This window comes from Aulosira sp. FACHB-615, assembly GCF_014698045.1.
Taxonomy (GTDB): Bacteria; Cyanobacteriota; Cyanobacteriia; order Cyanobacteriales; family Nostocaceae; genus Nostoc_B.
Genome location: NZ_JACJSE010000003.1, coordinates 166,494 through 191,715, shown reverse-complemented (window position 1 = coordinate 191,715; position 25,222 = coordinate 166,494). Strand labels below are relative to the sequence as shown.

The 25,222-nt window shown below is 41.3% G+C and carries 25 protein-coding genes and 2 tRNA genes; 16 read left to right on the top strand and 11 right to left on the bottom strand.

Features of this window, described 5'->3' with window-relative positions; translation table 11 throughout:
- Positions 1-50: 50 nt before the first annotated feature.
- The gene (locus H6G77_RS05660) at positions 51-281 is read right to left on the bottom strand and encodes a type II toxin-antitoxin system HicB family antitoxin (protein ID WP_190589937.1); all 231 of its coding nucleotides are present in this window, start codon (positions 279-281) and stop codon (positions 51-53) included.
- Between the two features lie 210 nt (positions 282-491).
- Positions 492-1,247, bottom strand: coding sequence for a hypothetical protein (locus H6G77_RS05655; protein WP_190871044.1), 756 nt, complete (start codon positions 1,245-1,247; stop codon positions 492-494).
- A 236-nt stretch (positions 1,248-1,483) separates the two neighbouring features.
- On the opposite strand from H6G77_RS05655, the gene H6G77_RS05650 reads away from it, so the two are divergent.
- Together H6G77_RS05650 and H6G77_RS05645 are read left to right on the top strand one after the other, a co-directional pair.
- Positions 1,484-2,374 (top strand): alpha/beta fold hydrolase, encoded by an 891-nt coding sequence (locus tag H6G77_RS05650; protein ID WP_190871043.1) that lies wholly within the window; start codon positions 1,484-1,486, stop codon positions 2,372-2,374.
- A gap of 126 nt (positions 2,375-2,500) precedes the next feature.
- Positions 2,501-3,505 carry a serine/threonine-protein kinase gene (locus H6G77_RS05645; RefSeq protein ID WP_190871042.1) on the top strand — a complete coding sequence of 335 codons (1,005 nt, stop codon included), beginning with the start codon at positions 2,501-2,503 and terminating at the stop codon, positions 3,503-3,505.
- On the opposite strand, the gene rimM is transcribed toward H6G77_RS05645, so the two are convergent.
- On the bottom strand, positions 3,488-4,102 hold the full coding sequence (gene rimM, locus H6G77_RS05640; RefSeq protein WP_190871041.1) for a ribosome maturation factor RimM: 615 nt from the start codon (positions 4,100-4,102) through the stop codon (positions 3,488-3,490). The two genes, H6G77_RS05645 and rimM, sit on opposite strands and share 18 nt — an antisense overlap.
- A 270-nt stretch (positions 4,103-4,372) precedes the next feature.
- Entirely contained in the window at positions 4,373-5,656 is a 1,284-nt protein-coding gene (locus H6G77_RS05635; protein WP_190589932.1) for a valine--pyruvate transaminase, read from the bottom strand.
- Positions 5,657-5,867: 211 nt separating this feature from the next.
- Here H6G77_RS05635 and H6G77_RS05630 point away from each other — a divergent pair, with 211 nt between their 5' ends.
- From H6G77_RS05630 to fghA, 4 genes are all read left to right on the top strand, one after another.
- Entirely contained in the window at positions 5,868-6,977 is a 1,110-nt protein-coding gene (locus H6G77_RS05630; protein ID WP_190589931.1) for an S-(hydroxymethyl)glutathione dehydrogenase/class III alcohol dehydrogenase, read from the top strand.
- 121 nt (positions 6,978-7,098) lie between these two features.
- Positions 7,099-7,758 carry a Uma2 family endonuclease gene (locus tag H6G77_RS05625; RefSeq protein ID WP_190871040.1) on the top strand — a complete coding sequence of 220 codons (660 nt, stop codon included), beginning with the start codon at positions 7,099-7,101 and terminating at the stop codon, positions 7,756-7,758.
- Positions 7,759-7,809: 51 nt separating this feature from the next.
- Entirely contained in the window at positions 7,810-8,289 is a 480-nt protein-coding gene (locus H6G77_RS05620; protein WP_190871039.1) for a DUF29 domain-containing protein, read from the top strand.
- Positions 8,290-8,320: 31 nt separating this feature from the next.
- Positions 8,321-9,163 (top strand): S-formylglutathione hydrolase, encoded by an 843-nt coding sequence (gene fghA / locus H6G77_RS05615; protein WP_190871038.1) that lies wholly within the window; start codon positions 8,321-8,323, stop codon positions 9,161-9,163.
- A 4-nt stretch (positions 9,164-9,167) separates the two neighbouring features.
- On the opposite strand, the gene abc-f is transcribed toward fghA, so the two are convergent.
- The 3 genes from abc-f to H6G77_RS05600 form a co-directional block, all read right to left on the bottom strand.
- Positions 9,168-10,775, bottom strand: coding sequence for a ribosomal protection-like ABC-F family protein (abc-f, locus tag H6G77_RS05610; RefSeq protein ID WP_190871037.1), 1,608 nt, complete (start codon positions 10,773-10,775; stop codon positions 9,168-9,170).
- A 465-nt stretch (positions 10,776-11,240) separates the two neighbouring features.
- Positions 11,241-11,834, bottom strand: coding sequence for a Uma2 family endonuclease (locus tag H6G77_RS05605; RefSeq protein ID WP_190871036.1), 594 nt, complete (start codon positions 11,832-11,834; stop codon positions 11,241-11,243).
- Between the two features lie 46 nt (positions 11,835-11,880).
- Positions 11,881-14,586 (bottom strand): CBS domain-containing protein, encoded by a 2,706-nt coding sequence (locus H6G77_RS05600; RefSeq protein ID WP_190871035.1) that lies wholly within the window; start codon positions 14,584-14,586, stop codon positions 11,881-11,883.
- 165 nt (positions 14,587-14,751) lie between these two features.
- Between H6G77_RS05600 and psbZ the strand changes: the two genes are divergently transcribed.
- The 6 genes from psbZ to H6G77_RS05570 all read left to right on the top strand — a co-directional run bounded on the left by psbZ (position 14,752) and on the right by H6G77_RS05570 (position 18,125).
- On the top strand, positions 14,752-14,940 hold the full coding sequence (psbZ, locus tag H6G77_RS05595) for a photosystem II reaction center protein PsbZ (RefSeq protein WP_190589922.1): 189 nt from the start codon (positions 14,752-14,754) through the stop codon (positions 14,938-14,940).
- 223 nt (positions 14,941-15,163) lie between these two features.
- The gene (gene ribH, locus H6G77_RS05590) at positions 15,164-15,721 is read left to right on the top strand and encodes a 6,7-dimethyl-8-ribityllumazine synthase (RefSeq protein WP_190589921.1); all 558 of its coding nucleotides are present in this window, start codon (positions 15,164-15,166) and stop codon (positions 15,719-15,721) included.
- A gap of 137 nt (positions 15,722-15,858) precedes the next feature.
- Positions 15,859-15,930: transfer RNA gene (locus tag H6G77_RS05585), tRNA-Gly, on the top strand.
- 244 nt (positions 15,931-16,174) lie between these two features.
- Entirely contained in the window at positions 16,175-16,315 is a 141-nt protein-coding gene (locus H6G77_RS05580; protein WP_190589920.1) for a hypothetical protein, read from the top strand.
- Between the two features lie 132 nt (positions 16,316-16,447).
- Positions 16,448-16,855 carry a hypothetical protein gene (locus tag H6G77_RS05575; protein ID WP_190589919.1) on the top strand — a complete coding sequence of 136 codons (408 nt, stop codon included), beginning with the start codon at positions 16,448-16,450 and terminating at the stop codon, positions 16,853-16,855.
- 4 nt (positions 16,856-16,859) lie between these two features.
- Positions 16,860-18,125 carry a glutamate-5-semialdehyde dehydrogenase gene (locus H6G77_RS05570; RefSeq protein WP_190589918.1) on the top strand — a complete coding sequence of 422 codons (1,266 nt, stop codon included), beginning with the start codon at positions 16,860-16,862 and terminating at the stop codon, positions 18,123-18,125.
- 244 nt (positions 18,126-18,369) lie between these two features.
- On the opposite strand, the gene H6G77_RS05565 is transcribed toward H6G77_RS05570, so the two are convergent.
- A complete protein-coding gene (locus H6G77_RS05565; protein ID WP_190589914.1) occupies positions 18,370-18,642 on the bottom strand; it encodes a GlsB/YeaQ/YmgE family stress response membrane protein in 273 nt (90 codons plus the stop codon).
- A 763-nt stretch (positions 18,643-19,405) separates the two neighbouring features.
- On the opposite strand from H6G77_RS05565, the gene H6G77_RS05560 reads away from it, so the two are divergent.
- Positions 19,406-19,741 carry a hypothetical protein gene (locus H6G77_RS05560; protein WP_190871034.1) on the top strand — a complete coding sequence of 112 codons (336 nt, stop codon included), beginning with the start codon at positions 19,406-19,408 and terminating at the stop codon, positions 19,739-19,741.
- A gap of 24 nt (positions 19,742-19,765) precedes the next feature.
- On the opposite strand, the gene H6G77_RS05555 is transcribed toward H6G77_RS05560, so the two are convergent.
- On the bottom strand, positions 19,766-22,516 hold the full coding sequence (locus H6G77_RS05555; protein WP_190871033.1) for a tetratricopeptide repeat protein: 2,751 nt from the start codon (positions 22,514-22,516) through the stop codon (positions 19,766-19,768).
- A 170-nt stretch (positions 22,517-22,686) separates the two neighbouring features.
- Between H6G77_RS05555 and H6G77_RS05550 the strand changes: the two genes are divergently transcribed.
- The gene (locus H6G77_RS05550) at positions 22,687-22,842 is read left to right on the top strand and encodes a hypothetical protein (RefSeq protein WP_190871032.1); all 156 of its coding nucleotides are present in this window, start codon (positions 22,687-22,689) and stop codon (positions 22,840-22,842) included.
- A 70-nt stretch (positions 22,843-22,912) separates the two neighbouring features.
- Here the strand turns inward: H6G77_RS05550 and pyrE are convergent, their stop codons facing one another.
- Positions 22,913-23,533: an orotate phosphoribosyltransferase gene (pyrE, locus tag H6G77_RS05545; protein ID WP_190589911.1), complete on the bottom strand. Its 621-nt coding sequence runs from the start codon at positions 23,531-23,533 to the stop codon at positions 22,913-22,915.
- 100 nt (positions 23,534-23,633) lie between these two features.
- On the opposite strand from pyrE, the gene H6G77_RS05540 reads away from it, so the two are divergent.
- Positions 23,634-24,050: a hypothetical protein gene (locus H6G77_RS05540; protein ID WP_190589910.1), complete on the top strand. Its 417-nt coding sequence runs from the start codon at positions 23,634-23,636 to the stop codon at positions 24,048-24,050.
- A gap of 149 nt (positions 24,051-24,199) precedes the next feature.
- Here H6G77_RS05540 and H6G77_RS05535 read toward each other — a convergent pair.
- Positions 24,200-24,272: transfer RNA gene (locus H6G77_RS05535), tRNA-Ile, on the bottom strand.
- A gap of 190 nt (positions 24,273-24,462) precedes the next feature.
- On the opposite strand from H6G77_RS05535, the gene H6G77_RS05530 reads away from it, so the two are divergent.
- Positions 24,463-25,161, top strand: coding sequence for a hypothetical protein (locus H6G77_RS05530; protein WP_190589909.1), 699 nt, complete (start codon positions 24,463-24,465; stop codon positions 25,159-25,161).
- Positions 25,162-25,222: the final 61 nt, after the last annotated feature.

Genomic DNA, 25,222 nt, shown 5'->3' with positions numbered 1-25,222 from the left:
AGTAGTGCGCCTATTTTAGCTAATAAAGTCACACACGAGCGATCGCTTAATTAAGCTACTTGCAACGGTTTTGTAGGCAGCATTCGGGGTTCTGGCAGTGGGATATTATCTTCCATCAGCATTTCTACAAAAGCTTCAATTACTTCCTGACCATTTTTGGCAGCTTCCTCGTAAGTCCTACCATGAGTATGAAATTGTTGCCAGGGAAACTCAGGCAAGTGAACCAAGAAAAGTTGATCCTCTTGTGACCATTGAATCACCATGCTGTAGTGATAGATCATTCCTCATCTTCCTCGTTTGCAAGTTTTTCGAGTTCTTCCAACTTTTTCAGTACTCGTTGAATACCTCTTTCTAAATATGATCGCCTACTTTAGTTAACGAAGTAACGCACGAGCGATCGCACTAAAGCATCCGTTGATAGCAAATAATATTAATGTTGGTTTTGTTCTGCTCCACCCAACCTTGTATATTTAGGGAAATGGTAGTAGGGTTTAGTTCCCTGGTGGGAGAAGTGGCAGCAATTCCTTTAAGCTTTCAGGTAGCTTGGATATCCTCTCGCCTACACTAACCATACTATTAGTTTTTATTGCTATGTTTATAACTTTTAATGCTTCATCACAGACTTTTTTTGACATGTTGGAATACTTCATAAGTATTCCTCCACTAACTTCTTCACTCGCTTTTGAAAGACCGCTTGAACCTCTAATTCTGTAACAAATAATTGAATCTTCAATTTTTCTAAGTTCATTAATAAGGAAAATTTTACTTTCTTTATCTATAGCTGAGTCACGAATATTATCTTGTAATTTCCTAATTTCTTGTTGCAATTTTTCTAAATCATGTGGTAAAACTTCTATTAGTTTATTAGATTTGGCTGCTAATAAATCTCCACAAGCATCGATCAAATCTAAAGTTTCTTCAGTTATTTTTCCTTTAATACTAAACCATTCATCATCAAGCATATTTTTGCTTAAAATAAGCACTTGAATTTTATCTAGTGCCTTTAAAAATTTATCCTTATTGGGAATCTCTAAAGATTGGATGTCATTTTTTACATCATTTAACAGTACTATTAATTGTCCAAGTTTTGCGGATATGTCAGTATTGCTAGAAGCATCTGCTCCTAGCACTTTAGCCCAGATGTTTTTAGCCCATACTTTTTTCTGTGTGTGGTTACTTTCATCTTCATCCCAAGCTTCTTTAAGAAGACTGTAAAGTTTTTTACCTGAACTAGTAATTTCTGACATATTGCCAAATAATAAGCATTATGAAAAGCAGCGTTTTTAATAATATATATGTACTAGCAAAATTTTAATAGTAAAAATACGTAAAATTAGATTTTTTGCCCAAAATTTGTTCAAAATAGTACGTATTATCCTCAAAATGAGCGCCTGCTTGAATAATTCATGAAGTCACATATCCACGATTACACGGTAATTCTCTAGACTTTACTATATAAAGTAATAGTTTAGGAATCTTAATAATGACCTTAACCACCCAGCAACTACCATCAGTCGATTTAGAAAAATTTATTTGGACTTGGCAGGGGCATAAAATTCAATATACCGTCATGGGTACGGGTAAGCCTTTGGTTTTAGCGCATGGTTTTGGGGCTTCTATTGGACATTGGCGGAAAAATATCCCGGTGTTAGCCGAGGCTGGTTATCGGGTATATGCTGTAGATTTGTTGGGTTTTGGCGGTTCTGATAAACCACCATTAAATTACTGTGTAGAAATCTGGGTAGAATTACTCAAAGATTTTTGGACGGCGCATATTCAAGAACCTGCGGTATTTATTGGTAACTCCATTGGCGCACTGATCAGCTTGATAGTATTAACAGAACATCCTGAAATTAGTGCGGCTGGGGTGTTAATTAACTCAGCAGGTGGTTTAAGTCATCGTCCCCACGAATTGAACCCACCACTACGTATTGTGATGGCGACTTTTAATCGTGTGGTGCGATCGCCTTTAACTGGTAAATTTGTCTTTAATCGCATCCGCCAAAAATCTCAAATTCGCCGCACTTTATATCAAGTTTACCGCAACCGGGCTGCTGTTACTGATGAATTAGTTGATTTACTTTATACACCTTCTTGCGACCCAGGAGCGCAACAAGTATTTGCTTCCATCCTGACAGCGCCGCCAGGCCCTAGCCCAGAGGAACTTTTACCCAAAGTCGAACGTCCTTTGTTAGTGATTTGGGGCGCTGATGACCCTTGGACACCCATTACAGGGGCGAAGATTTACGAAGAGGCGCGTGAGAATGGCAAAGATATCAAAATTGTTCCCATTCCTAACGCCGGTCATTGTCCCCACGATGAAGTTCCAGATATTGTCAACACCCAAATGATCAATTGGTTAACACAAGTGTGAAGTATGAAGTGTGAAGTCTAAAGTGTTAATTTCAGACTTCATACTTCATCCTTCATACTTTATTTACCGGGTGAGTACCTTTTATTTTGATTGCACTTTGACCAAATCAAACTCAGGTGGTGTGTAATGGAGCTTGATGTGCGTAATAAAGGGACAATTCCCGTAATTCACCATCCCTATTTTTCTGTGCAAGGCTATCGAGTGATTCGAGAATTGGGACGTAATCACGCAGATAAACGTATTACTTATCTTGCAACTGACTGTAAATCTCAACAACCAGTAGTCATCAAAGAGTTCAATCTTGCCCATGAAACTACTGATTGGTCAGGTTCAAAAGCTTACGAACGTGAAATTGCTATCCTGCAAAAACTCCAGCATCCCCGTATTCCCCGCTACATAAATTCTTTTGCAACCTCAAAGAATTTTTATCTAATTCTAGAGTATAAAAATGCTGTACCTTTGGGGGCAAAATATAACTTTTCTCCGACGGAAGTTAAGCAGATAGCCATCTCACTTTTAGAAATTTTGGTTTATTTGCAACAACAAATTGACCCAATTATTCATCGGGATATTAAACCAGAAAATGTTTTAGTTGACGAACAACTCAATGCTTATTTAGTTGATTTTGGTTTGGCTCGCCAACAAAATGCCAAAATCGCTTTCACTACCTTATCTGCTGGTACTCCTGGTTTTCTTCCCCCAGAAGAACAGTTTGGTTATGCTTTGACAACAGCTTCAGATTTATATAGTGTTGGCGCAACATTGATTTGCTTACTCACCAATACCCAAACAGTGAATATTGGTTATGGTGGTTTACAATTTCCCAAATTAGCAAATTATCTCCATCCTAGTTTTCGGTCTTGGTTATGGACGATGGTACAACCTAACTGGAAAAACCGTTATTCAAATGCAGCAACAGCTTTAGCTGCACTCAAATCAATTCCTGTTACGGGTAAGGCTTCTGTCATTGAAATTTTACTGGCTGCAATCAAGTTGAAAAAACGTACAGCGATGTTAGCCTTAGCTGGGTTGGGAATGTTAGCAGTCGGACTAACAACGTTAGTTTTTTCGCAACCAGGCGGCGCAACCCAGCAGTTAGAAGAAAGCCAATCTTTAATTGATTTCCAGTAAACCCGGTGGTGGTAAAATTTCCACGCGCCGAGATGCTATATCTACCACTGGTGTGATTTCTTTGACAAAGGGAATTAAAACTTTTTTGTTGGCTTTTTCATGATTGAGTAATTCCACTTCCAGTAAATCATTACCAGCAGGGATGACATCTACCACTTTCCCCAACAATTCACCGGATGTTTGTAAGAAAACTTCCAAACCAATTAAATCCACAACATGATATTCATCTTCGCCTAATTCGGGGCGATCGCTTGCCGGCACAAATAACCGACAATCACGCAATTCCTCAGCTTGGTTACGATTGTCTACACCAGCTATGCTAATCACATACAAGTTTTTTCCTTCCAAATAACGCCCATCCAATAATTCTATTGGTTGCGGTTCTGTTTGGCCAGGACGCAATAACCAACGTGTTCCCGGTTCTTCAAAGCGTTCAGGAAAATCCGTTTCTGGATAAACTCGTAATTCCCCAGCCAACCCTTGAGGCGCAACAATTTTCCCAATTGCCAACCAATCATCTAAATTGGGGAGTGGGGAGTTGGGAGTTGGGAGTTGGGATTTTTTTTCAGTTTTTTGATTCTTCGGTTTTTTGGTCATTGGTGATTATTCTTCTCCTAGTGTCTACGGTGTACAAAAAAATCTTCGTGTGGTATCCCTGTCCCGCCTCGGAATAAATTCCGAGTCTCTTAGCGCAAGTCCTCTCAAGAGGACTCAAGGAAAAACCCAGTCCACGAAGCGTGGACTTTTGCTATGAGCCTGGAACTTTAGTTCTAGGCGGGATATGGTTTCAATACACAAATTGCGCCTTGTGTATACACTGTAGCCCTCTTCCCGACTCCCCACTCCCGACTCCCAACTCCCTAATTCTCACGCACTCACCGCCGCCTGCTGATAAACTTGCTCGGCGACTTTGGCGAGACGTTGCATAGCAGCTACAATCTCAGCATCACTGCCTGTTAAGCTAATGCGTAAACATTGGTGTTTGTGTGACCATTCTTCTTGTAAACCAGGGAAGAAGGTACTACCAGGAACCACAATTACCCCGACTTTTTTGAGTTCTTGGTAAAATTCCCAATCAGTGATGGGTAAATCTTTCAACCATAACCATGCAAAGATTGCGCCTTCACCACGGTGGAGGAACCAAGGTAAATCTTTAGGCATAGCAGCATCTAGAGTAGTTTCTAGAACTGCAAATTTGTTTTGGTAAAAAGGACGAATGACTGTTGCAGCAATGTCTACTAGTTTACCGGAGTTGATCGCACGAGAGGCGATCGCTTGTCCATAACGAGAAGCATGAATACACAAGTTTGTCTGGAAGCATTCGAGAACTTGAATTAACTTTTCATCACCAATAGCAACACCAATACGTTCCCCTGGTAATCCTGCTTTCGACAAACTCATACAGTGAATAATATTGTCCCCAAATATCGGCTGCATCTCTGTAAAGTTCAACGCCGGGAAAGGGGGCGCGTAAGCAGAATCAATCAACACAGGTACATTGTAATTTGCCGCGAGGGCAGCAATTTTATTGACTTCATCGGCTGTGAGGACGTTACCAGTGGGGTTGCATGGACGGGAGAAGATAATACAACCAGTTTGTTCTGACACCGCCAATTGGCTAAAATCAGGGCGATATTTAAATTTGTGGTTAGCTGCGTCTATATCCAGCGTTGGTTTGTATGCAATTAACGCCTCTGGTTGCAAACACACGCCGCCATAGCCTGTGTAGTCGGGACTGAGTGGTAAAACAATTTGGCGCAATTCCCCATTGCTGGCGGAACCACCAAAGGAATTTGCCGCGTAGAAATAAAGGCTTTGGCTACCGGGAGTAATTAAGATATTGCGAGAGGTTAAGTTTAAACCATAGCGTTTGTTGAAGTCATTAGCGATCGCTTCAATTAACGGCGCATAACCTTGACTTGCACCATAGCGACAAACCACTTCCCCATATTCCGAACTCGCCAACAGTTCTGCCGTTGCATCCCGCCACAACTGTTCCACCTCTGGCAAAATCAACGGGTTTCCCGCACTTAAATTAATTAATTCCTGCCCCTGACTCGCCTGCAACGTTTCTACAATGTCCTTCATAATCGCTCGTACACCAGTGAGGTTGGACATTTGAGCGCCAATTTTCGTTAGGGCAGGGTTCATAAGCTTTGTAGAATTAGAATTAACTGAGATGTTGACAAAATTATAAAATTCATGCGGCGGATAGATATCATCTTCCAAGTTTGCCGCCTGTAACTAATGTACCAATCTCACAAGAAAATGCAATTTTAGATAAAAAAGATTCTTCTCAGCATCAATCGAGATAAACCCATAAGATTTTATTAATACAACTTATATCTAGGAGGGCTAACTCGTGGAAGTTAAAGCCGCAGTAGCTTATGGCGCGGGAAAGCCGCTAACTATTGAAACTGTGCAATTATCAGGGCCACAAGCTGGAGAGGTTTTAGTAGAAATTAAAGCATCGGGAGTTTGTCACACCGATGCTTATACGCTGTCTGGTGCTGATCCTGAAGGGTTATTTCCGGCAATTTTAGGTCATGAAGGCGCTGGTGTAGTTGTAGAGGTGGGTGCTGGTGTTACCAGCGTCAAACCAGGAGATCATGTCATCCCACTCTACACCCCAGAATGTCGTCAATGTGAATATTGTCTCAGCCTCAAAACCAATCTCTGTCAAGCAATTCGCTCTACCCAAGGACGCGGTGTAATGCCCAACGGTACAAGTCGTTTTAGCATTGGTGGGGAAATGATTCACCATTATATGGGTACATCCACCTTTGCTAATTACACAGTATTGCCAGAAATTGCTGTCGCTAAAATTCGAGAAGATGCACCCTTTGATAAGGTTTGTTACATTGGCTGTGGTGTCACCACAGGTATAGGTGCAGTGATTTATACCGCCAAAGTAGAACCGGGTGCAAAAGTTGTAGTCTTCGGTTTGGGTGGTATTGGCTTAAACGTCATCCAAGGAGCGCGGATGGTAGGAGCCGATATGATTGTGGGGGTAGATATTAATCCCAGCAAACGCGCCTTAGCCGAAAAATTTGGGATGACGCACTTTGTTAACCCTAAAGAAGTGGAAGGTGATTTAGTTAGTTATTTAGTTGATTTAACTAAAGGCGGTGCAGACTACACCTTTGAATGTATTGGCAATGTTAACGTGATGCGTCAAGCTCTAGAATGCTGCCATAAAGGTTGGGGTGTGAGTGTCATTATTGGGGTAGCTGGCGCAGGACAAGAAATCAGCACACGTCCGTTTCAATTAGTTACAGGTAGAGTCTGGAAAGGTTCAGCCTTCGGTGGTGCAAGAGGACGCACAGATGTACCGAAAATTGTTGATTGGTATATGGATGGCAAAATTAATATTGATGATTTAATTACCCATGTAATGCCAATTGAAGAAATTAATCATGCTTTAGAATTAATGCACAAAGGTGAATCTATTCGTAGTGTTGTAACGTTTTAGATTCAGTTAAGAGAATAGTAAGTTGGGTGTAGCGATCGCGTAACCCAACAAAGTCTTGATAATGTTGGGTTACGTTCCTCCACCTAATTAATTTAACTACTACCAAACTTGGGAGATGCCAATGATTACTACCAGTGAAGTGATAAGCAATCCTCAAGAAACACCACTTGCAGAAAAGCGCGTCACACTGAATAACATTAGTTGGTCTGCTTATGAGCAAATTCTTGATGCTTTGGGTGATAATCGTGCAGCCCGACTGACATATTATCAGGGAATGTTGGAAATTATGACACCTTTAGAAGAACATGAAAATGCTAATTGTTTAGTTGGTCAATTGATTGAGCTACTAGCAGAAGAACTCAACTTTAATCTCAAAAGTATGGGTTCAACTACACTCAAGATTCCAATTCTCAAGTCTAGTCCAGAACCGGATAAATGTTACTACATTCAAAACGAGCCTGCTGTGAGAGGTAAAACAGTCAATTTATCCGTAGATCCACCTCCAGATTTAATCTTAGAAGTAGATATCACCCATACAGATATCAATAAAAAACAAATGTATCAGGATATGAAAGTTCCTGAGTTTTGGCGTTACAACGGGACAAAATTAACTATTTACCTTTTAGAACAAGGCGAATACAGAGAATCAGAAACTAGTAATACATTTGCGATATTAACTAAAACAATGGTTTATGATTTTTTAGCCCAATGCAAAATCCAAGGCGAAACTCAAACTAAACGAGCTTTTCGGAAAATGCTGCAAGACCAGATTCAGCAATAGTTTAGCTATTGGTGATTATTTAATGACATAAAAATTGAATAAGTTTTAATTATGCAAACCCCACAAAGCAAACAAACAAATCTCTATGAAACTGATTTTTATGCTTGGAGTCAGCAACAAGCTGATTTACTGCGTCATCAACAATGGCATCAACTTGACTTATCCAATTTAATCGAGGAAATTGAATCATTGGGGAGAAAGGAACGCCAAGAATTGCGAAATCGCCTCAGCATTTTAATTGCACATTTATTAAAATGGGAATATCAACCGACAAAACGCAGTCGCAGTTGGTTAGCGACAATTCGCATTCAACGGCGGGATATTCTCAAATTGCTAGAGGAAAATCCAAGTTTAAACTCTTATTTAGAAATCGCAATTCAGGAAGCTTATGAAAATGCTAGAGATTTAGCATCAGCAGAAACAAACCTCCCACTTTCAACATTTCCTCACCAATGTTCCTATATCTTCGCTGACATTTTTAACCCAAGCTTTTATCCTGGTGAACCTGCAAGCGATGATTTAATGGAATAATAGCGATCGCAACAAATTCGCTACACAAATCATGACGCATCTGCAAATTCTCTCCGAATATAAATGCTTTGACGGGAAACTCGGCTTTTACTCTCATACTTCTGCAACTTGTCACAGTGAAATGCGCTTTGCTGTTTATCAGCCTCCCCAAGCAGCACAAAAATCAGTCCCAGTCCTCTACTTCCTCTCTGGTTTGACTTGTACAGAAGAAAATTTCATGGTCAAAGCTGGGGCGCAACGCTACGCCGCCGAGCATGGTTTAATGTTGGTAGCACCTGATACTAGCCCCCGCAATACAGGTATTCTAGGTGAAAATGATGCTTGGGATTTCGGCACAGGTGCAGGATTTTATGTTGATGCTACCGCAGAACCGTGGCGATCGCACTATCAAATGTATAGTTACATTGTCAAAGAATTACCTGCGGTGATTGCAGCTAACTTCCCCATCCAAGCAGACAAACAAGGTATTTTTGGTCACTCTATGGGGGGACACGGGGCGTTAGTTTGTGCTATACGTAATCCCCAACAATATAAATCAGTATCTGCTTTTGCACCCATCGCTGCACCAATGAATTGTCCTTGGGGACAAAAGGCTTTTAATGGTTATTTAGGCAATCATCAAGATAGTTGGCGTGCTTATGATGCCAGTGAATTAATCAAACAATTAGGCTATCATAGTCTCATTTTAATTGACCAAGGCACGGCAGATAAATTTTTAACTGAACAACTAAAATCAGAAATATTTGAAAAAGCCTGTGCTTCTGTAAATCAACCCCTCAACTTACGTTACCAACCCGGCTATGACCATAGTTACTATTTTATTGCTAGTTTTATTTCTGATCACATTCGCCATCATGCAATCGCGCTGAATTAAAACTTTAACACTGACCAATTTCTTGATAATATTGCTCAAGCTGATTGGGTAAGTAGTTTGTCATTTGTAAACTTTGCTGTTTCACTTGCCAACTGTGGTTAATATTGATGCGACTTAAAAAATCAATATCATGAGAAATGACTAATAAAGCGCCTTGATATTCATTGATGCCGATGACCATTTGTTCTACAGTTTCAATATCAAGATTATTAGTTGGCTCATCGAGAATTAGCAAGTCAATTTCGGATATGCTAATCATAGCGATCGCTAGTCTAGCCAACTCGCCACCACTTAACACAGATGCTGATTTATGCACATCATCATATTTAAATAAAAAGTGTCCTAGTTGTTGACGCAATAACTGATAACTCAAATTGGAATTAGCAGATTGCATATTTTCGAGAATTGTCTGCTGACGATTTACGAGTTGATAAGTTTGGTCGAGATAAACAGCTTTCATGACAGGTGTAATTAAAATCTCACCTGATTCTAATAACACTATTTCCTTCTCCATTCCCAAAATAGCTTTAGCAAAAGTCGATTTACCTGAACCATTTGCCCCAATAATAGCAATACGTTCACCAGAAGAAATATGTAACTGAATATTTTGGATTAGTAGCCGATTAGCCACCCAAAGATTTGCACCTTGAATAGCAATTAAATTTCTGTGTTTATAGTTTGTTTCCTCTAAATTAATGCTGGTGACTTTGGTAGTTTTAATTTTTGTCTCTGCAACTTTTTGGGTTGCTTTAGTTACAGCCGCTTCATGTTTTGTTTTAGCTGTTCCTGCTGCGGCTTCGGCTTTAGTTTTAATTAATCCAGCCGCCATTCTATCAATACTACCATTCAGAAGCTTGGCTCGACCTTGACGTTGTGCTTGGGCGGCGCGTTGCTGTTCTTGCATTGCTGTAGCTTGGGTGCGTTTCAGTTCCTTTCTAGCTACTTCGTGCGATCGCATTGCCACTTCTAATTCTATTTGCTTTTGTCGTCGATAATCAGAAAAATTGCCTCCATATACTTTTAATTGATTGGGGGTAAGTTCCCAAGTCACATTAGTTACTTGATCTAAGAAAAAAGGTTTGTGGGAGACAATGACATAAGCACCAGCAAAATTTACCAGAAACTGTCTCAAGTTTTCTAATGTAGGTAAATCTATATGATTTGTTGGTTCATCTAGCAACAATAAGTTTGGCTGTTGTGCTGAACCAATTGCTAAAAATAATTTTGTCAATTCTCCACCGCTTAAATTAGCCATTGGTAATGATAAATCAATGGTTGTATTGAATTGGGCTTGTAAAATCTCTTCAATGTTCCACCATTCATCAGCAATGGAAATTAAATAATTCAATACCGTATCTGCATTAATTGATTCTTGAATAGTGCTGATTTGCGGTAAATAGTAAACACTGCCCTGCCGAAAAACAGAACCGGATTTAGCCTGAATTTGTCCTGAAATTATCTTCAATAGCGTTGATTTACCAATGCCATTGCGACCAACTAAAGCAATGCGATCGCCTATTGTAATACTAGCTTGAATCCCTTGAAACAATGGCTGCATATCACTGAGTTCATAACTTAAGTTCTCAGCGATTAATATTGATTTTTTCTGCATTCTTACCAAACCTCAAATCATCAAATTTCACCCATATAACTTACGCATAAATAGTGTCTGTGAAAATGAGTGTAAGAGTGAAAGGATATGGGGTGTAAGGGTTTTGAATAAGTACACCCCTATACCCCTACACCCTTGGTTGTTCATCTCACTGCGTAATTTCTAACTTATATATGCACAAAGATTACGGGCGAATTAAACACATCTACATGAAGAATCAACCACAGATAAATGTGGTTAAACTCACAATATTGAAGATAAAAACAAAAATTTTAGCTCATGATTATTTGAAGTAACCCTGTCAAACTTGGCGTATTTATTCGGTTTTGACAATTTTTCTCTGGTACTACTTCATTTCAGCTATCTCGATGATATGTGATGAGGTTTGATATAGACTACAGTGTAGCACAAAAGCATTACGGAAAGCGAAGAATCTTCACACAAATGTAGTATGTGTCACAAAAATTAAATTTCTTCTCCAACTGTGGACAAATTCACACCTTCATAAATATCACTCAAAGAAATAGTAAAATCTACTGTTTGGAGTGATAAAACTGCATCTAGTGACTCATATTCTGTTAATACCCATTGTGCATTAGCATTTTTAGCGTAATGCTCAACTAAGTATTCATATTGATTAACTATAATATATTCTTTAAAGGTGGGTATAGAAAGGTAAAATCTAAATTTATCAGTTTTATCATGGCTCTGTGTTGATTTAGATAATACTTCTATAATGACTTGAGGATTTGTGACTGTAGTAGTGCTATTTCCTTCATATATTGGTTCTCCTTCAATCACCATAGCATTGGGATAACTATAGATGCGGTAACGAGGTATCCACAATCTTACATCGACCATATAAATCTTGTAATTTTTACCCCGCATCTTAAATTTGAAATTAGTGCAGAAGTTTCCCACTATTTCATTGTGGCTTGTAGTGCAACTTGCCTTTGCTACAATTTCCCCATCGTAGTATTCATGTTTAAATTCCGATGTCTCTTCTAGTTGGAGATACTCTTTGGGGGTATAGGATTTTTTTGGTGTTGGAATTTGCATAAATTTTTCACGCAGAGTCGCAGAGTCGCTGAGATGAGAACAGAGTTTATTGAGGATAATTATTGGCTAAAAATTGTTCGGCTTCAGGTTGATTTGTAATTACTCTATCTAACGTAGCGGCAAGAATATCATCAAGAATTTGACGATATTGAGGGCCTGGCTTGTAGCCTAATTGCTTCAGGTCGTTACCATTTAGAATGGGTTGGATGTGAGTCAATACTGTTAAGTAATGCCAAATTTGTTTTCTGAGCGATCGCGGGCTTTGCAAGGCGATTAAAATCAGCATTGGTAAGTCATACTTTTTCAATAGCTGCACAATTTGACTAGGACGCTGCAACTGCGGTAACAACTCCCTAACTTCTGCTTGGGCTTGGGCTAAATTTTGCAAGCGATGAATGCTATCGTCTTGTAATTGCAGATTTTTGGCGACTTTTTCCCGATATTTTGGTTTGAGGTGGGCAATTAAAGCTTCTAGGCGCATTTGCCAGTGAACAAGGGTGAGTTGGGGATCAAATCTGTGCAGACAGCGTTCTAATAACCGCAGTTGACGTAAAAGTTCCGCATCTAAGGTGAGGGTGGAATGGATGCACTGCAAAGCTTGTAAGTTATCGAGTAATTGCAAAGCTGATTTCCAGTACGGCGCTTCTAAGATATGTTTCAGTTCAGTTTTCAGCCGAGTTTGCAAAGCGGGAGTTCTGCTATTGTGTTGAGCAGTGCGATCGTAAACACCACTGTTAATTGCATAGCGGATATACTCTTCTGTTCGCGGTTCAAAATCAAAGCCAAAGCGCACAGCAAAACGCACACCGCGATAAATCCGGGTAGGATCTTCAATAAAGCTATTGGCGTGCAGAACCCGAATTTCCTTGGCTTGTAAATCTAATAAACCACCAAAAAAATCGAGTAATTCACCCGCACGGGGAGAAGTTAGCCGCAATGCCAGTGCATTGATAGTAAAATCCCGGCGGTACAAATCTTGACGAATGGAACTCGCCTCAACTTCAGGGTTCGCGGCTGGGTAAGGATAAAATTCTGTTCTAGCGGTGGCAATATCCACCCACAAGGAATCTAACTCTGCATCTTTATGCCACAACAAAGCCGCAGTTTGAAACGCACCATGAATTTCTAACCGCGCGGCTGGGTAAAGTTCTTGCAATGCTTTTGCTAATTCCACCCCAGCACCCACATCTGCTGATTTATGAAAGCCATCTACGACCAAATCAATATCTTTAATCATTAATTGGTCTGCGGTTTCGGCTAACAGCAAGTCCCGCACAGCACCACCAACTAGGTAAAGATGCCAACCGCGTTTTTCTGCTGCTTGGGAGGCTTTGGTGAGTAATTGCCACAGTTGGGGTGCAAGACGTGATTGTAAGTTAGTGGTGAGTAGGGAGTGGGGAGTGGGGAGTGGGGAGTGAAGAGGATTGAAAGTTTGAAACTCGTCATCAGCTTGATGTAACTCCCGTAGGACATCGGTACGGGTGACGATACCAACTAATTGCCCATCTTCTAAGACTGGTAAGCGTCCGATATCATAAGTCACCATCAGCGACTCGATTTGTGGCAGGGTGGTATCTGGGGTGATGGTTTTGAGATTGATAGTCATGTAACCTTTGACTGGCGCATGACTAAAGCCGTGGTGAAAGGCAATATCTAAATCTCGCCGGGAAATAATGCCGACTAACTGTCCTTGGGCATCAACTACAGATAAACCAGAATGCCCATAACGTAATAAAATTCGCTGTGCTTCGGCAATAGTAGTTTCTGGGCGAATAGTGCGGACTGGGGAAGACATCAAATCTCTGGCGGTGAGGGGATGGGGAATGGAGGCTTTTAAACCTTCTAAAAGTTGTTCTAAGGTGGCTTGTGTATCAACTCCCCGCAAATTGAGTGATGCAGCTTGGGAATGTCCACCCCCGCCCAAGGGTTGAAATAACAAGTTAAGATTGACACCAGGAATTTGCGATCGCCCAATTACAGTTAATCTTGATTCATCTTCCCCCAATGGATATTCATTGACTAACAATAAAGCATCAATTTCGGTTAACTCGACTAACTGCGATGCTAAACTCGATAACCCAGGCACAAAAGCAGCAGTTTTTAAAGTAACCCAAGCGATCGTATAACCACGTAAGCAAAGATATTCTAACTCTTGCAATGCCGTGGTTAATAGCTGTTGCAACTGCGGTGATAAACCAGGATCACGGTAAGTAGAAACAACTGATAAACTGGCTCCTTGTTGCATTAACCAAGCCAAAGCTAAAGCATCCCTAGCGGTTGATAAGTCATACGTTAAGGAACCTGTATCTACATGGATACCCAAAGCCATTACCGTAGCTTGGGACGGGGTGAGGGAAATTTGCTGTTGTTGTAATTGCTCCACCATAAGAGTTGTGCAAGCACCCACCGGGGCAATATGCAATTGCGTCGCCGGAATATCGCCCTCTTGCCCTAAGTGATGGTCATAAACTACAATTTCTTTCACACTGGGTAAATCTAACCATTCAGCTGCTTTACCCAGGCGATCGCGGTGTTGTGTATCCACCACAGTAATCGAACGAATGCTTTGCGGATTCACTGAACGTCGCTCAATTAACGGATACTCATCTCGATGTAACGCCAAAAAATCTCTCACAGGTGGATGTGCGCCCCCTGTTAACACAATCTTACTTCCCGGTAGCAAGCAAGTCAGCCCAACCGCCGCCCCTAAAGCATCAAAATCAGCCGTTGTGTGGCAAAGAATTAAATCCATAATCCTTAGTCATTGGTCATAAGTCATTAGTACCTAAACAAAGAACAAAGGACAAATAACCAAAGTGTATCAATTTCTGCTAGGTTAAAAAATAAGGAAAAACTGTCAGTGTCGCCCTTTAGGATATTCTATTTTTAGTATTACGCTGTCTTGGGAGAAGCAAAAATGACCATAATATTCCAGTTCGCTTTAGTAGCTCTTGTTTTGATGTCTTTTGTACTGGTTGTTGGCGTTCCTGTTGCCTATGCTACCCCACAAAGTTGGGTGGAATCGAAAAGATTATTGTGGCTAGGTTCTGGAGTTTGGATTGCCCTAGTAGTGGTGGTTGGTATATTAAACTTTTTTGTAGTCTAGGCTCTTGACAACAGTCTCAGAAAATTAAGATATAGCTAATAGCAAAAGAAAAAGGTAAATGGTTTTATTTACCTTTTTTCTCATTTCTGGTAGATATCGCAGAAATAAACTCAGCACTCAGCACTCAAAACTTAGCACTTTCCTAATAATTGTGCGCTTCATCTCAACCATCGGCAGAGAAGAAATGTATATTGACAAGAGTATAGTTGATTAAGAGGCAGTCATGGCAGTTTTTGAGGGAACTTTTACTCAAACTGAACCCTTGCGTTTTGCGGTGGTGATTGGTCGATTTAATGACCTGGTTACTGCAAAGCTGGTGGAAGGATGTCAAGATTGCTTAAAACGTCATGGTGTAGACCCCAACCCCCACGGTAATCAAGTCGATTATGTTTGGGTTCCGGGAAGTTTTGAAGTGCCAATTGTTGCCCGTCAACTAGCACTTTCCCAGCGTTATGATGCGATCATTTGTTTGGGTGCAGTTATTCGCGGACAAACGCCCCACTTTGATTATGTGTCTTCGGAAGTAGCCAAAGGCATTGCCGCCGCCAGCTTTCAAACCGGAGTTCCGGTAATTTTTGGCATTTTGACAGTAGATACAATGCAGCAAGCCCTAGAAAGGGCAGGAATTAAAGCGAATCATGGCTGGGATTATGCCATGAACGCTCTAGAAATGGCCAGCCTGATGCGGAAGTTACGCTCTAACCTCACAGAGACGTACACTTTAAATCCCCAGCCTTTACCTGCTGCTCCAGGTCAAGAGTCCATCGTTAACAGTCAGTAGTCAATGGTCAATGGTCAATGGTCAACAGTCAATCGTCTAATAATAAAGCACAAATGACAAATGACAAATAACCATTGACTAAAACTTAGGGGTTGACAAATCAAAAAATATCTGACAGTATAGTAAATGTGAAGTTTGCGGGTATAGCTCAGTGGTAGAGCGCAACCTTGCCAAGGTTGATGTCGCGCGTTCGAATCGCGTTACCCGCTCTAAAAAAAGTTAAATTATAAGTTATCAATTGGTTGAAGGTAATAAGCTTTAGCCGATGATGTTTTTGATTAAGTGAACGAAAATCAGGAAAAAAATATCCTGCTTTCTGTTTCATGCTCGGTAGAATTTAAAAAGTGTTCCCAGAAAAATTACTAGGTTGTCAACGTAGCCTTGGGCAACAGTTGGTTTTCCTAGTGGTTGCGGCGTAAGCTTAGAATTGTATTAGATATGTAAGCACAATAAATGCCCCACAAGTTGGACGATATTACTTTGAAAGCCACAGATGCACAGCCGGAAATTTTGCAACAAGATTGCCAGCTACAGCACCAGACAACAGATACATATACCTATTTTTTTAAAATTGGGAATCAACGCTGTTGTTAATGATGGCAGTATTTACCTGACTTCGCTATTTATATAAACAGTTGCTTGTGAGATGAACCAATTCCCAAGGCATTTAGCCGGGAAAGGAAATCTCCAACTTATGAAAAACACGCTCAAGTTAGTAGAACGCTTGTGCATCATCAAAAACCAGAAAAAATTGACTTTAACCAGGAATATCCCTGTCCCTGTCGCCGTAGGGGACGGTTAGTTCCGATTACCCTTACAGAAGCATTTGGCTGCGATCGCTGTCAGCAAATCTTTGTTGTCCAAGATAATGGGCATATCCTCGAACAACTTTCGACCACTTATCCCTACAAGCGGTCTTGGCGCTGGACGGGAAATGCTTGGCATGTTGTTCATCCCCGCTTGGGAGAAAGCTATCTGCCCATCGCCCTTGGCATTATTTTTGTGCTAGTGATTATTTGGCTACCATTAGCATTGAAATTAGCCAAAGGTTCCAGCATTGTTGCTTGGGCAATAGTGGCAGTGATATTAGCTATTCTGCCAGCACTCATGGTCTGGCTTACCTACCGACGTTAACCCAATGACCGTTGAAGTTGTACAAGATTATCCTGAACCAATGAAAAGCGCCAAACGCGCTTTTCAGGCTTCCCTGAAGTTGGGTTTGACCAAGGGAGTAGACCGCAGTCGGGCTGTGTTGGCAATGGCGCAGGCGCTAGAAAGGTCTTTTGATGATATTTTAGAAGCCAATACTCTGGATTTAGAAGCTAGTAAAGAAATGGCTGTACCAGAGTTGATTTTAGATTGGCTAAAACTCACCCCCACACGTCTAGAAACCACCGTCGAAATACTGCGGCGCTTGGGTGAACTATCAGATCCTCTGCGGCGGGTGAGGAATGCTGACTATCAACCAGAAGACTCTCAAAGTTACTCGCAATTGATGGCTTTGGGAGTAATTGCTTTTGTTTATGAGGCATTTCCCGATTTAGGTGCGATCGCCGCAGGTTTGTGCATTAAAACTGGCAATAGTATCATCCTTAAAGGTAGTACAGAAGCCAGTCATTCTAACGCTGCGATCGCTGAAGTACTGCAAAATGCCGTGGAAGAAGTAGGACTACCACCTGGTTGCGTAGAACTAGTCACCACAGAACATGGTGCTTCTGTGCGGGATTTAGTTACCCAAGACCAGTACCTCAATTTAGTCATCCCCTACGGACGCTCCAGCTTAGTGCAGCAGGTCATGCGACAAGCCACTTGTCCAGTGCTAAAATCCGCAATGGGTAACTGTTACCTGTACTGGTCGCTCAATGGCAGCTTAGAGATGGTACGCTGGATGATTCTCGATAGCCATCAAAGCGAACCAGACCCGGTAAATGCGATCGAAAAAGTCTTAATTCACCGCCAAGCTATGCCATCATCGCTGTCGGTACTGTGGAATAGTTTGAAAGAGAAAGGCTTTGAAATCAAAGGTGATGCAGAGTTAGTCGAAGCCTTTCCCCAACTGCAACTAGCCAAAGATAGCGAATGGGGTAGTCCCTACTTAACTAAGACGGTTGCGTTTAAACTAGTGGATAGCTTAGAAGCTGCGATCGCCTGGATTAACCAATACAGTAGCGGTCATGCTGATTGTATTGTGACTGAATCTTATCAAGAAAGCCGACAGTTTGCCCTCGGCGTGAATAGCGCCTCCACCTACATCAACACTTCCCCTAGATTTTCACGCAACCCTTCACGGGGTGACTCAATATTCTTAGGGATGTCTAACCAAAAAGGCCACCGTCGCGGATTTATTAGCTTGGAAACCTTGACCACCGTCAAGCATATTATTCAAGGGAATGGTAGGTTTTAGAATGTCAGGCGATCGCTTGGTTAATTCAGTATTTTAAGTTACCGCTTGTATCATAAACTGCTGTATCAATCCTCACTGCCCAAACCACCAAAATTTTGACAGTGGGGTTTATTGATTTACCAATACAAGCTAAAATAGCGTTAGTTTATTTAAAACTAACGCTATTATTTTTCAAATAAATTCAGGAAAAAATAGTAAAATCAACTTCCTGAAATTTAATATAAATTACAGTCAATTACATCAATTAAACAGCACTGCGACGAGTTAACAAATTCCACAAAAAGACAGCGATAATTGCACCCAAAACTGCCACTAAAATACCAGGTATACTAAGAGTTGGAGCCGCGAGGGCAAAATTTCCCGTACTGAAAAATACTCCTAAGCTACCACCAATAAACGCACCGATAATACCTAACAAAATTGTTCCCAGAATACCGCCACCTTGATGCCCAGGGTAGATAGCTTTAGCAATAGCACCAGCAATTAAGCCTAAGATAATCCAAGCAAGAATGTTCATAATGTTTTTTGTTTGTATTAATGTTTTTTCTGACAATTACAGATTAACAAGTTCAATATGTACAACCAATCTATCATCAGCATTAATTATTCATAGCCTGAAGTGGTAGTTCCATCGTTGCCATTTCTTTTGGTGTATGCCGAAATAAAGATAAGTAAAAACAGAAGAAACAGCCCATAGCTGCTGTGAAACTATGGGCTTATTAATTCATTGCTTGGTAATTGCAGTATAAGCATTTCTCATTAGCTCTATCCTCTACTAGAAGAATTAAGCTGAAATGAAAATTGTGAACATTCTTAACGAAAAAAGGTTAATTCATTTCAACTTCTGGTAGAGTCCAACCCTCAATTAACTACATAGGATCAATACAGTAAAGCTCAAGCATAATTGCATTGCATTAGAATTTACCGCACTTTTGAAGTAAGTGCGGTACACCATGAGTAATAAGTAAATTTCTGACTCATTATTCATTACTCATTACTTTTTTCAATCAGTTGCTGTACCTTATAAACATCGAATCTACTGTATGACATTTAATTACAGATTGACCAAAGATGAACTCAAGAAAGCCATTGATGAGATGAAAAGTGAGAGCGATCGCACCATTGAAGTAAGCTAATTTTACTCTCCACCATGACCCTTGTAAGCGATCGCCTCTCGTTTTATACTTTGAACAGGAGCGTAGACGCTGGCGGCTTGTCGTCAGACATCGCCCTCATAACACCATCATTGCACCTGCGAACACGAAACTTCGAGTAAATAAGTGGAGCGATCGCCTTTACAACACCATCATTGTACTTGCGAACACGAAACTTTGAGTAAAAAGGTAGAGCGATCGCCTTCACAACACCATCATTGTACTTACGAACACGAAACTTTGAGTAAAAAGGTAGAGCGATCGCCTTCAGAACACCATCATTTCACTTCAGAACACAAAACTTCGAGTTCGGAACACAAAACTCCGACTTCAGAACACAAAACTCCAAGTTCAGAACACGAAACTCCGACTTCCGAACATGAAACTCCGACTTCAGAACAAGAACATTCTCATTTAAAACAAAGCCCTTGCGCCTTTGCGCGAGATAAAATCATGATCTGAGACTCAAAATTACTGTTGTGGTTTTCAAGAGTCGCGCAAATCTGCTAAACTTTGACGCACCGCAACAGTATTAGGATGATTTGCGCCTAATCGACGCTCAAAAATATCTAATGCTTGTATGTATAAGGCTTCCGCCTCACTGTATTTGCCTTGGTCACAGTAGAGTGCGGCTAAATTCTTGAGGCTGTGTGCGACATCTGGATGTTCATCTCCCAGCAGCTTGCGCCTGAGTGCCAAAGCTTCGATGAAAAGGGTTTCTCCTTCGCTGTATCTGCCTTGGTCACGGTAGAGATACGCTAGGTTATTGAGGTTAGTGGCGATATCTGGATGTTCATCTCCCAGTAGCTTGCGTTTGAGTTCCAAAGCTTGGATGTAAAGGGGTTCGGCTTCGCTGTATCTGTTTTGTAAGTTGTAGAGTAATGCGAGGTTATTGAGGGTTTGTGCGACATCTGGATGTTCATCTCCCAGCAGCTTGCGCGTGAGTTCTAAGGCTTCGTTCAAAAGGGGTTCGGCTTCGCTGTATTTGCTTTGCAAACTGTAAATTAACGCAAGGTTGTTGAGGCTTTGTGCAACAAATGGATGTTCATATCCCAATAGCTTGCGGTAGAGTGCCAAAGCTTGGATAGCAAAGGGTTCGGCTTCGCTGTATCTGTTTTGTAAGTTGTAGAGTCCCGCTAGGTTATGGAGGCTTTGTGCGACATCTGGATGTTCTTCTTCCAGCAGTTTGCGCCTGAGTTTCAAAGCTTTGATGTAAAGGGATTCTGCTTCGCTGTATCTGCTTTGGAAACTATAGAGTACCGCTAGGTTATTGAGGCTTTGTACGACATCTGGATGTTCATCTCCCAGCAGCTTGCGCCTGAGTTCCAAAGCTTTGATGTAAAGGGGTTCGGCTTTGCTGTATCTGCCTTGCAAACGGTAGAGTACCGCTAGGTTGTTGAGGGTTTCTGCGACATCTAGATGTTCTTCTCCCAGCAGTTTGCGCCTAAGTTCCAAAGCTTTGATGTAAAGGGGTTCGGCTTCGCTGTATCTACCTTGGGAACGGTAGAGTTTCGCAAGGTTGTTGAGGCTAGTGGCGACATCTGGATGTTCTTCTCCCAAGCGTTTTCTAGTGATTTCTAGACACGACTCACGCCAAGGTACTGCTTTATCATACAATCCCTGACCTTCGTAAAATCGAGCATTGCCAATAAATGGCCAAATTAAATGATCATCGCTGACATACTGAATGAGATTGTTTGCTACTTCTTCTAAATGACGTACTGCTGGGGCGACATTCTTAATTTGCTCAAGAATGGGAATTTCAGGAATATTTTTAGCAACTGTTACCATAACTCCGCAAAAACTTCGCTTAAATTCTTCTTTCTGCTCTAAATCTTCCAGCTTATCTTGAAAAAACTCCCGCAATAGAGGATGAAGTTGATAAGTTCCGTCACCTTTAGGCTGAACTAGATGTAACTGTAACAACTCACGTCTGGCTTGTTTCCAATTTTGAGCCTCATTATTTATTGTTATCCCCTCCACCAACTCCCAAGGAATTGGAGCTAAAGCAAATAAACTCAGAACACAGCCTAAATGTTGGGCATTTTCTCGCAACCGTCGCCAACTCAATTCAAAAGCAGCAGCAACACCCAATTCAGTCTTCATTTCTTGGGGAACTTCGACTAAAGCCGGATTCTTCAAACGCTCATTTTCCAAGTCTTGCAGCATTTCCGCTAGGGATAACTCCTCATCACCCAACAAATAACGCCCGACTAATTCTAAACCCAAGGGCAAATATCCCAGCCACTTACAAAGTCTTCTCGCAACTAACGCCTCACGTCGCAGCCTTTCTCTACCAACTATAGATTTTAATAACTGCATCGCCGCGATTGGTGTCAGCACATCTAAATCTAAACGCACTATCGGCGGTTGTAATTTTTCCCGCGTGGTAATTAACTGCTTAAACCGCGAAGGAACAGAATCTAAATAACACCTAACTTCATCTCGATAGTTAGTTACGTTATCAATTACCAGTAAAACCTCACCTTCAGTCCATTTTGTTAGACAGTGTTGGACTCTCCCAACTAAATCTAAATCATCTGGGATGTTCAATAGCAGCTTATTACGAGCAAAATCCACCAGTTGCACTCCTACATCCTGCAATGCAGACAACCAGCAAATTCCGCCTTGGTAGGTGACGCGGTGCGAATTGGCATATTGCAAAGCTAATTCTGTTTTCCCAACTCCACCCATCCCCGCTATAGCTGCAATGGCTACCTGTTGATTTTCCCGCAACAAACGATGGAGGTTTTGCAATTCCGTTTCTCGCCCGACAAATTCCACCACCCCACTGAAGGGAAGATTTTCGTAACGGGTAGGCGAGGATTGAGTTTTTTTAGCCTTCTCACGCTGTACGCCTGGTAATTCTTCTCTTCGGCTTTGCCATTCTGCATCAAATTTCTGCAAATTCGCGTGTTTATCGCTTTTATCATGCCAAAGTTTTAGCCGGAAATACCACTCTTCTGAGCCTCGCTTTTGTACGCGCAAATCTTCGAGAATGTTTACAAAATCTTCGAGTCGTTTTAATGCTTCCCTGACTTCTTCTTTAGTTAAAACGCTAAGTTCTGCCAGAACTCTTAGCTGTGTTCTCACTATTACTTGCTGCGGCGTTTCCCAATTCAGGGCAATTTTATAAAGTTCACCGTCTTCTAACTCGTTATTGGCATAAGCCAAAAACCTTTCTAAAAGTTTCCTTACCCGCGCTTCGACTTCATCACCATAGCTAACACGCGCCATAGGTTATTCTTGCCCAAATTTGCGACAAAGTTTCGGGATTCCCCAAACTTAATCTAGCATCCCCAAACTCAAATCTCCGCAAATTCACGCATCACCACCCACAGAAAGCCGCTTTTGCTTCCTCCCACTACCCCAAATTTACCGTTGCTTCAGCGTTTGAGGCAAAGTAAATGAAAGCTAAAAAGCTGATGGCGATCGCATTTTTTCTGATTCCCCTAATTGCTGACTGGTTCATCCCTGGTTCAGGAATTGTGATGGAGTTTGCTTTTCTAATGTGGGAATTACTGAAAAAAGAAGAGGATGATTTGGAGCGATCGCCCCACTAAATTTATAATTTGGTATTAGATCCCCGACTTTTTGAAAAAGTCGGGGATCTAAACTTCGTTCTAGAGTCAATTAACCAGCTAATTCCCGATAGCGTTGTTGAACTTCTTCAATTCCAAACAACGCTTCAAACTTTAGACCAACAGACTGGTAAAGTTCTGCGCCTCCTTGCTTGCGGTCTACCAGTCCAATTACTTGCTCGACAGTATATCCTGCATCTTTCAGCCGATTTACCGCTTTTAAAGCCGACTGACCAGTTGTCACCACATCTTCCAAAACGACGATTTTTGCACCTTCAGGCAAAGTCGGCCCTTCAATATAAGCTTTCGTTCCGTAACCTTTGGCTTCTTTGCGAATAATTAGTGCTGGTATGGGTCGGTTTTCATAAACAGAAACCACACTCACTGCTGTCACAATAGGATCAGCGCCTAGTGTTAAACCTGCCACAGCTTCAGTATCCGCAGGTAGTAAGGGAAATAGTAAACGTCCAACGGCTAAAGCGCCTTGGGGATGGAGTGTTACCTGGGTTTTATTAATGTAATAGGTGCTACGTAGTCCTGAAGCCAGCACAAAATCACCTTCTTGATAGGCGAGTTGGCAAAACAAGTCTAGTAGCTTGTGGCGCAAAGTAGCTAAGTCAGCAGTGGTGGCCCAAATATCAGCCGGAGTAAGGGTTTCAGTAGAATGCGTCATTACAAATGATAATCAGTTGTGCTACACCAAAGGTTGAACTCATCAGAGTTCTGCAATTAAGCATAAGTTAAGATTCGCTCAAAATTGAGGAGTTAAGGGAATGGGTATAAAATTTAAATCCTTTGGTGGTCTTGTGGTACTTTTAGCTACTGGTTTAATTTTTCCGGCTGTGGCTTCTGCTGAAGCAGATACACCTAATTATGAAACAGCTAATGAAGCTTTTGAGCGAGCTTATTTCCGTCACGATCGCAATTTTTATGAAAATAACACAGCCAAACGTCAGTTACACAATTTTCTCGGTAATGGTTCCGGTTTTCGCAATACTTTCCCAGAAAATGAAATAGCCCGTGATGCTGAGTTAATGAACACCCTCTATCGAGATGTTATGACTCAGCAAGCCGGTAATGACCCTTATCTACGCACACCAGATTTACCCAACCCTTATGATAGTTCCTTACTGTCATCTCCTCGCTTAAATAGTGACAAACTCAAAGTCGGTACAGAATTCCGCTTTTAGAGTGCTGAGTGCTGAGTGCTGAGTGCTGAGTGCTGAGTAGTTAAAGGGGGTTATGGAGTTAAATTAACTTTGGCATACAACGGCTAGAGTCATCACTTAAAAGAACTTATTACTTAGCACTTTCAACTCAGCACTCAGCACTTAAAAAATCCAGGGTGCAGGAGTTGAACCTGCCTTGGGCGAATTATGAGTTCGCTGCCTCAACCGCTCGGCCAACCCTGGTCGAATATTAATTTTATCTCAAGTTTGCCAATTGTCTACCTTTTTACCACAGTTTATCAGATTTTTATACTACATAATTTAATTATGAAATTATGCACACTATGATTGATGAAGTTCGTTTAAGGATTGAGGTACATAACTTCAATGCTCTTAATATAGACCAGCATTCTTCAGCAACAGCTTGTCAGCGATGAAAATAAATTCTACTGTAATACTGACTTTGGTTTTGTTAATCCTGATGTTGGGCGCAGGGTCTGTCAGCGCGTTTTTAGGGTTCAATTTGGGCAGTCTAGCTCTCAAAGGAGTATCAACTCCAGATGGTCGCCCGACAACCAAATTCGCCAGTGCTAAGACCAATAACTCCCAACAGCCAGGCGTAACTTTATTAAAAGAAGAAGAAATATTAAAAATTGTTAAATCTCGGATTGACGGTAAGGCGAAAGCTAACCAATCAGAAAAATTAGACGACGAAGACGAAGAAATCAATAAAAAACAGAAGCCTCAAGAAAAGCCACAGGAAGCAGTTGAAGAAAAACCCCAACCAGGATTTCCGGTGAGTGCGGAAAGTGAAGGTGTGACGTTTGCGGTGCAATCGGCGCGTTACTCTGGAGGCGATTTACTTCTAAAAGTGAAAATGCAGAACAAAGGTAAGGATTCTGTGCGCTTTTTGTATAGTTTCTTAGATGTGACCGACGACAAAGGCAGAACCTTGAGTGCTAGTACAGAAGGTTTACCCGCAGAATTACCCGCAAATGGGCCGACATTTTCCGGTACAGTGATTATTCCTACAGCTTTACTGGATGATGTGAACAAAGTCTCTTTGTCTTTGACAGATTATCCTGCACAAAAACTCAAGTTAGATGTCGCTGACATCCCTGTAGCAAGGTAAAGACGGGAAAGTAAAAAGTCAAAAGTAAAAAGGCAAAAGAATCTTTTTACTTTTACCTTTT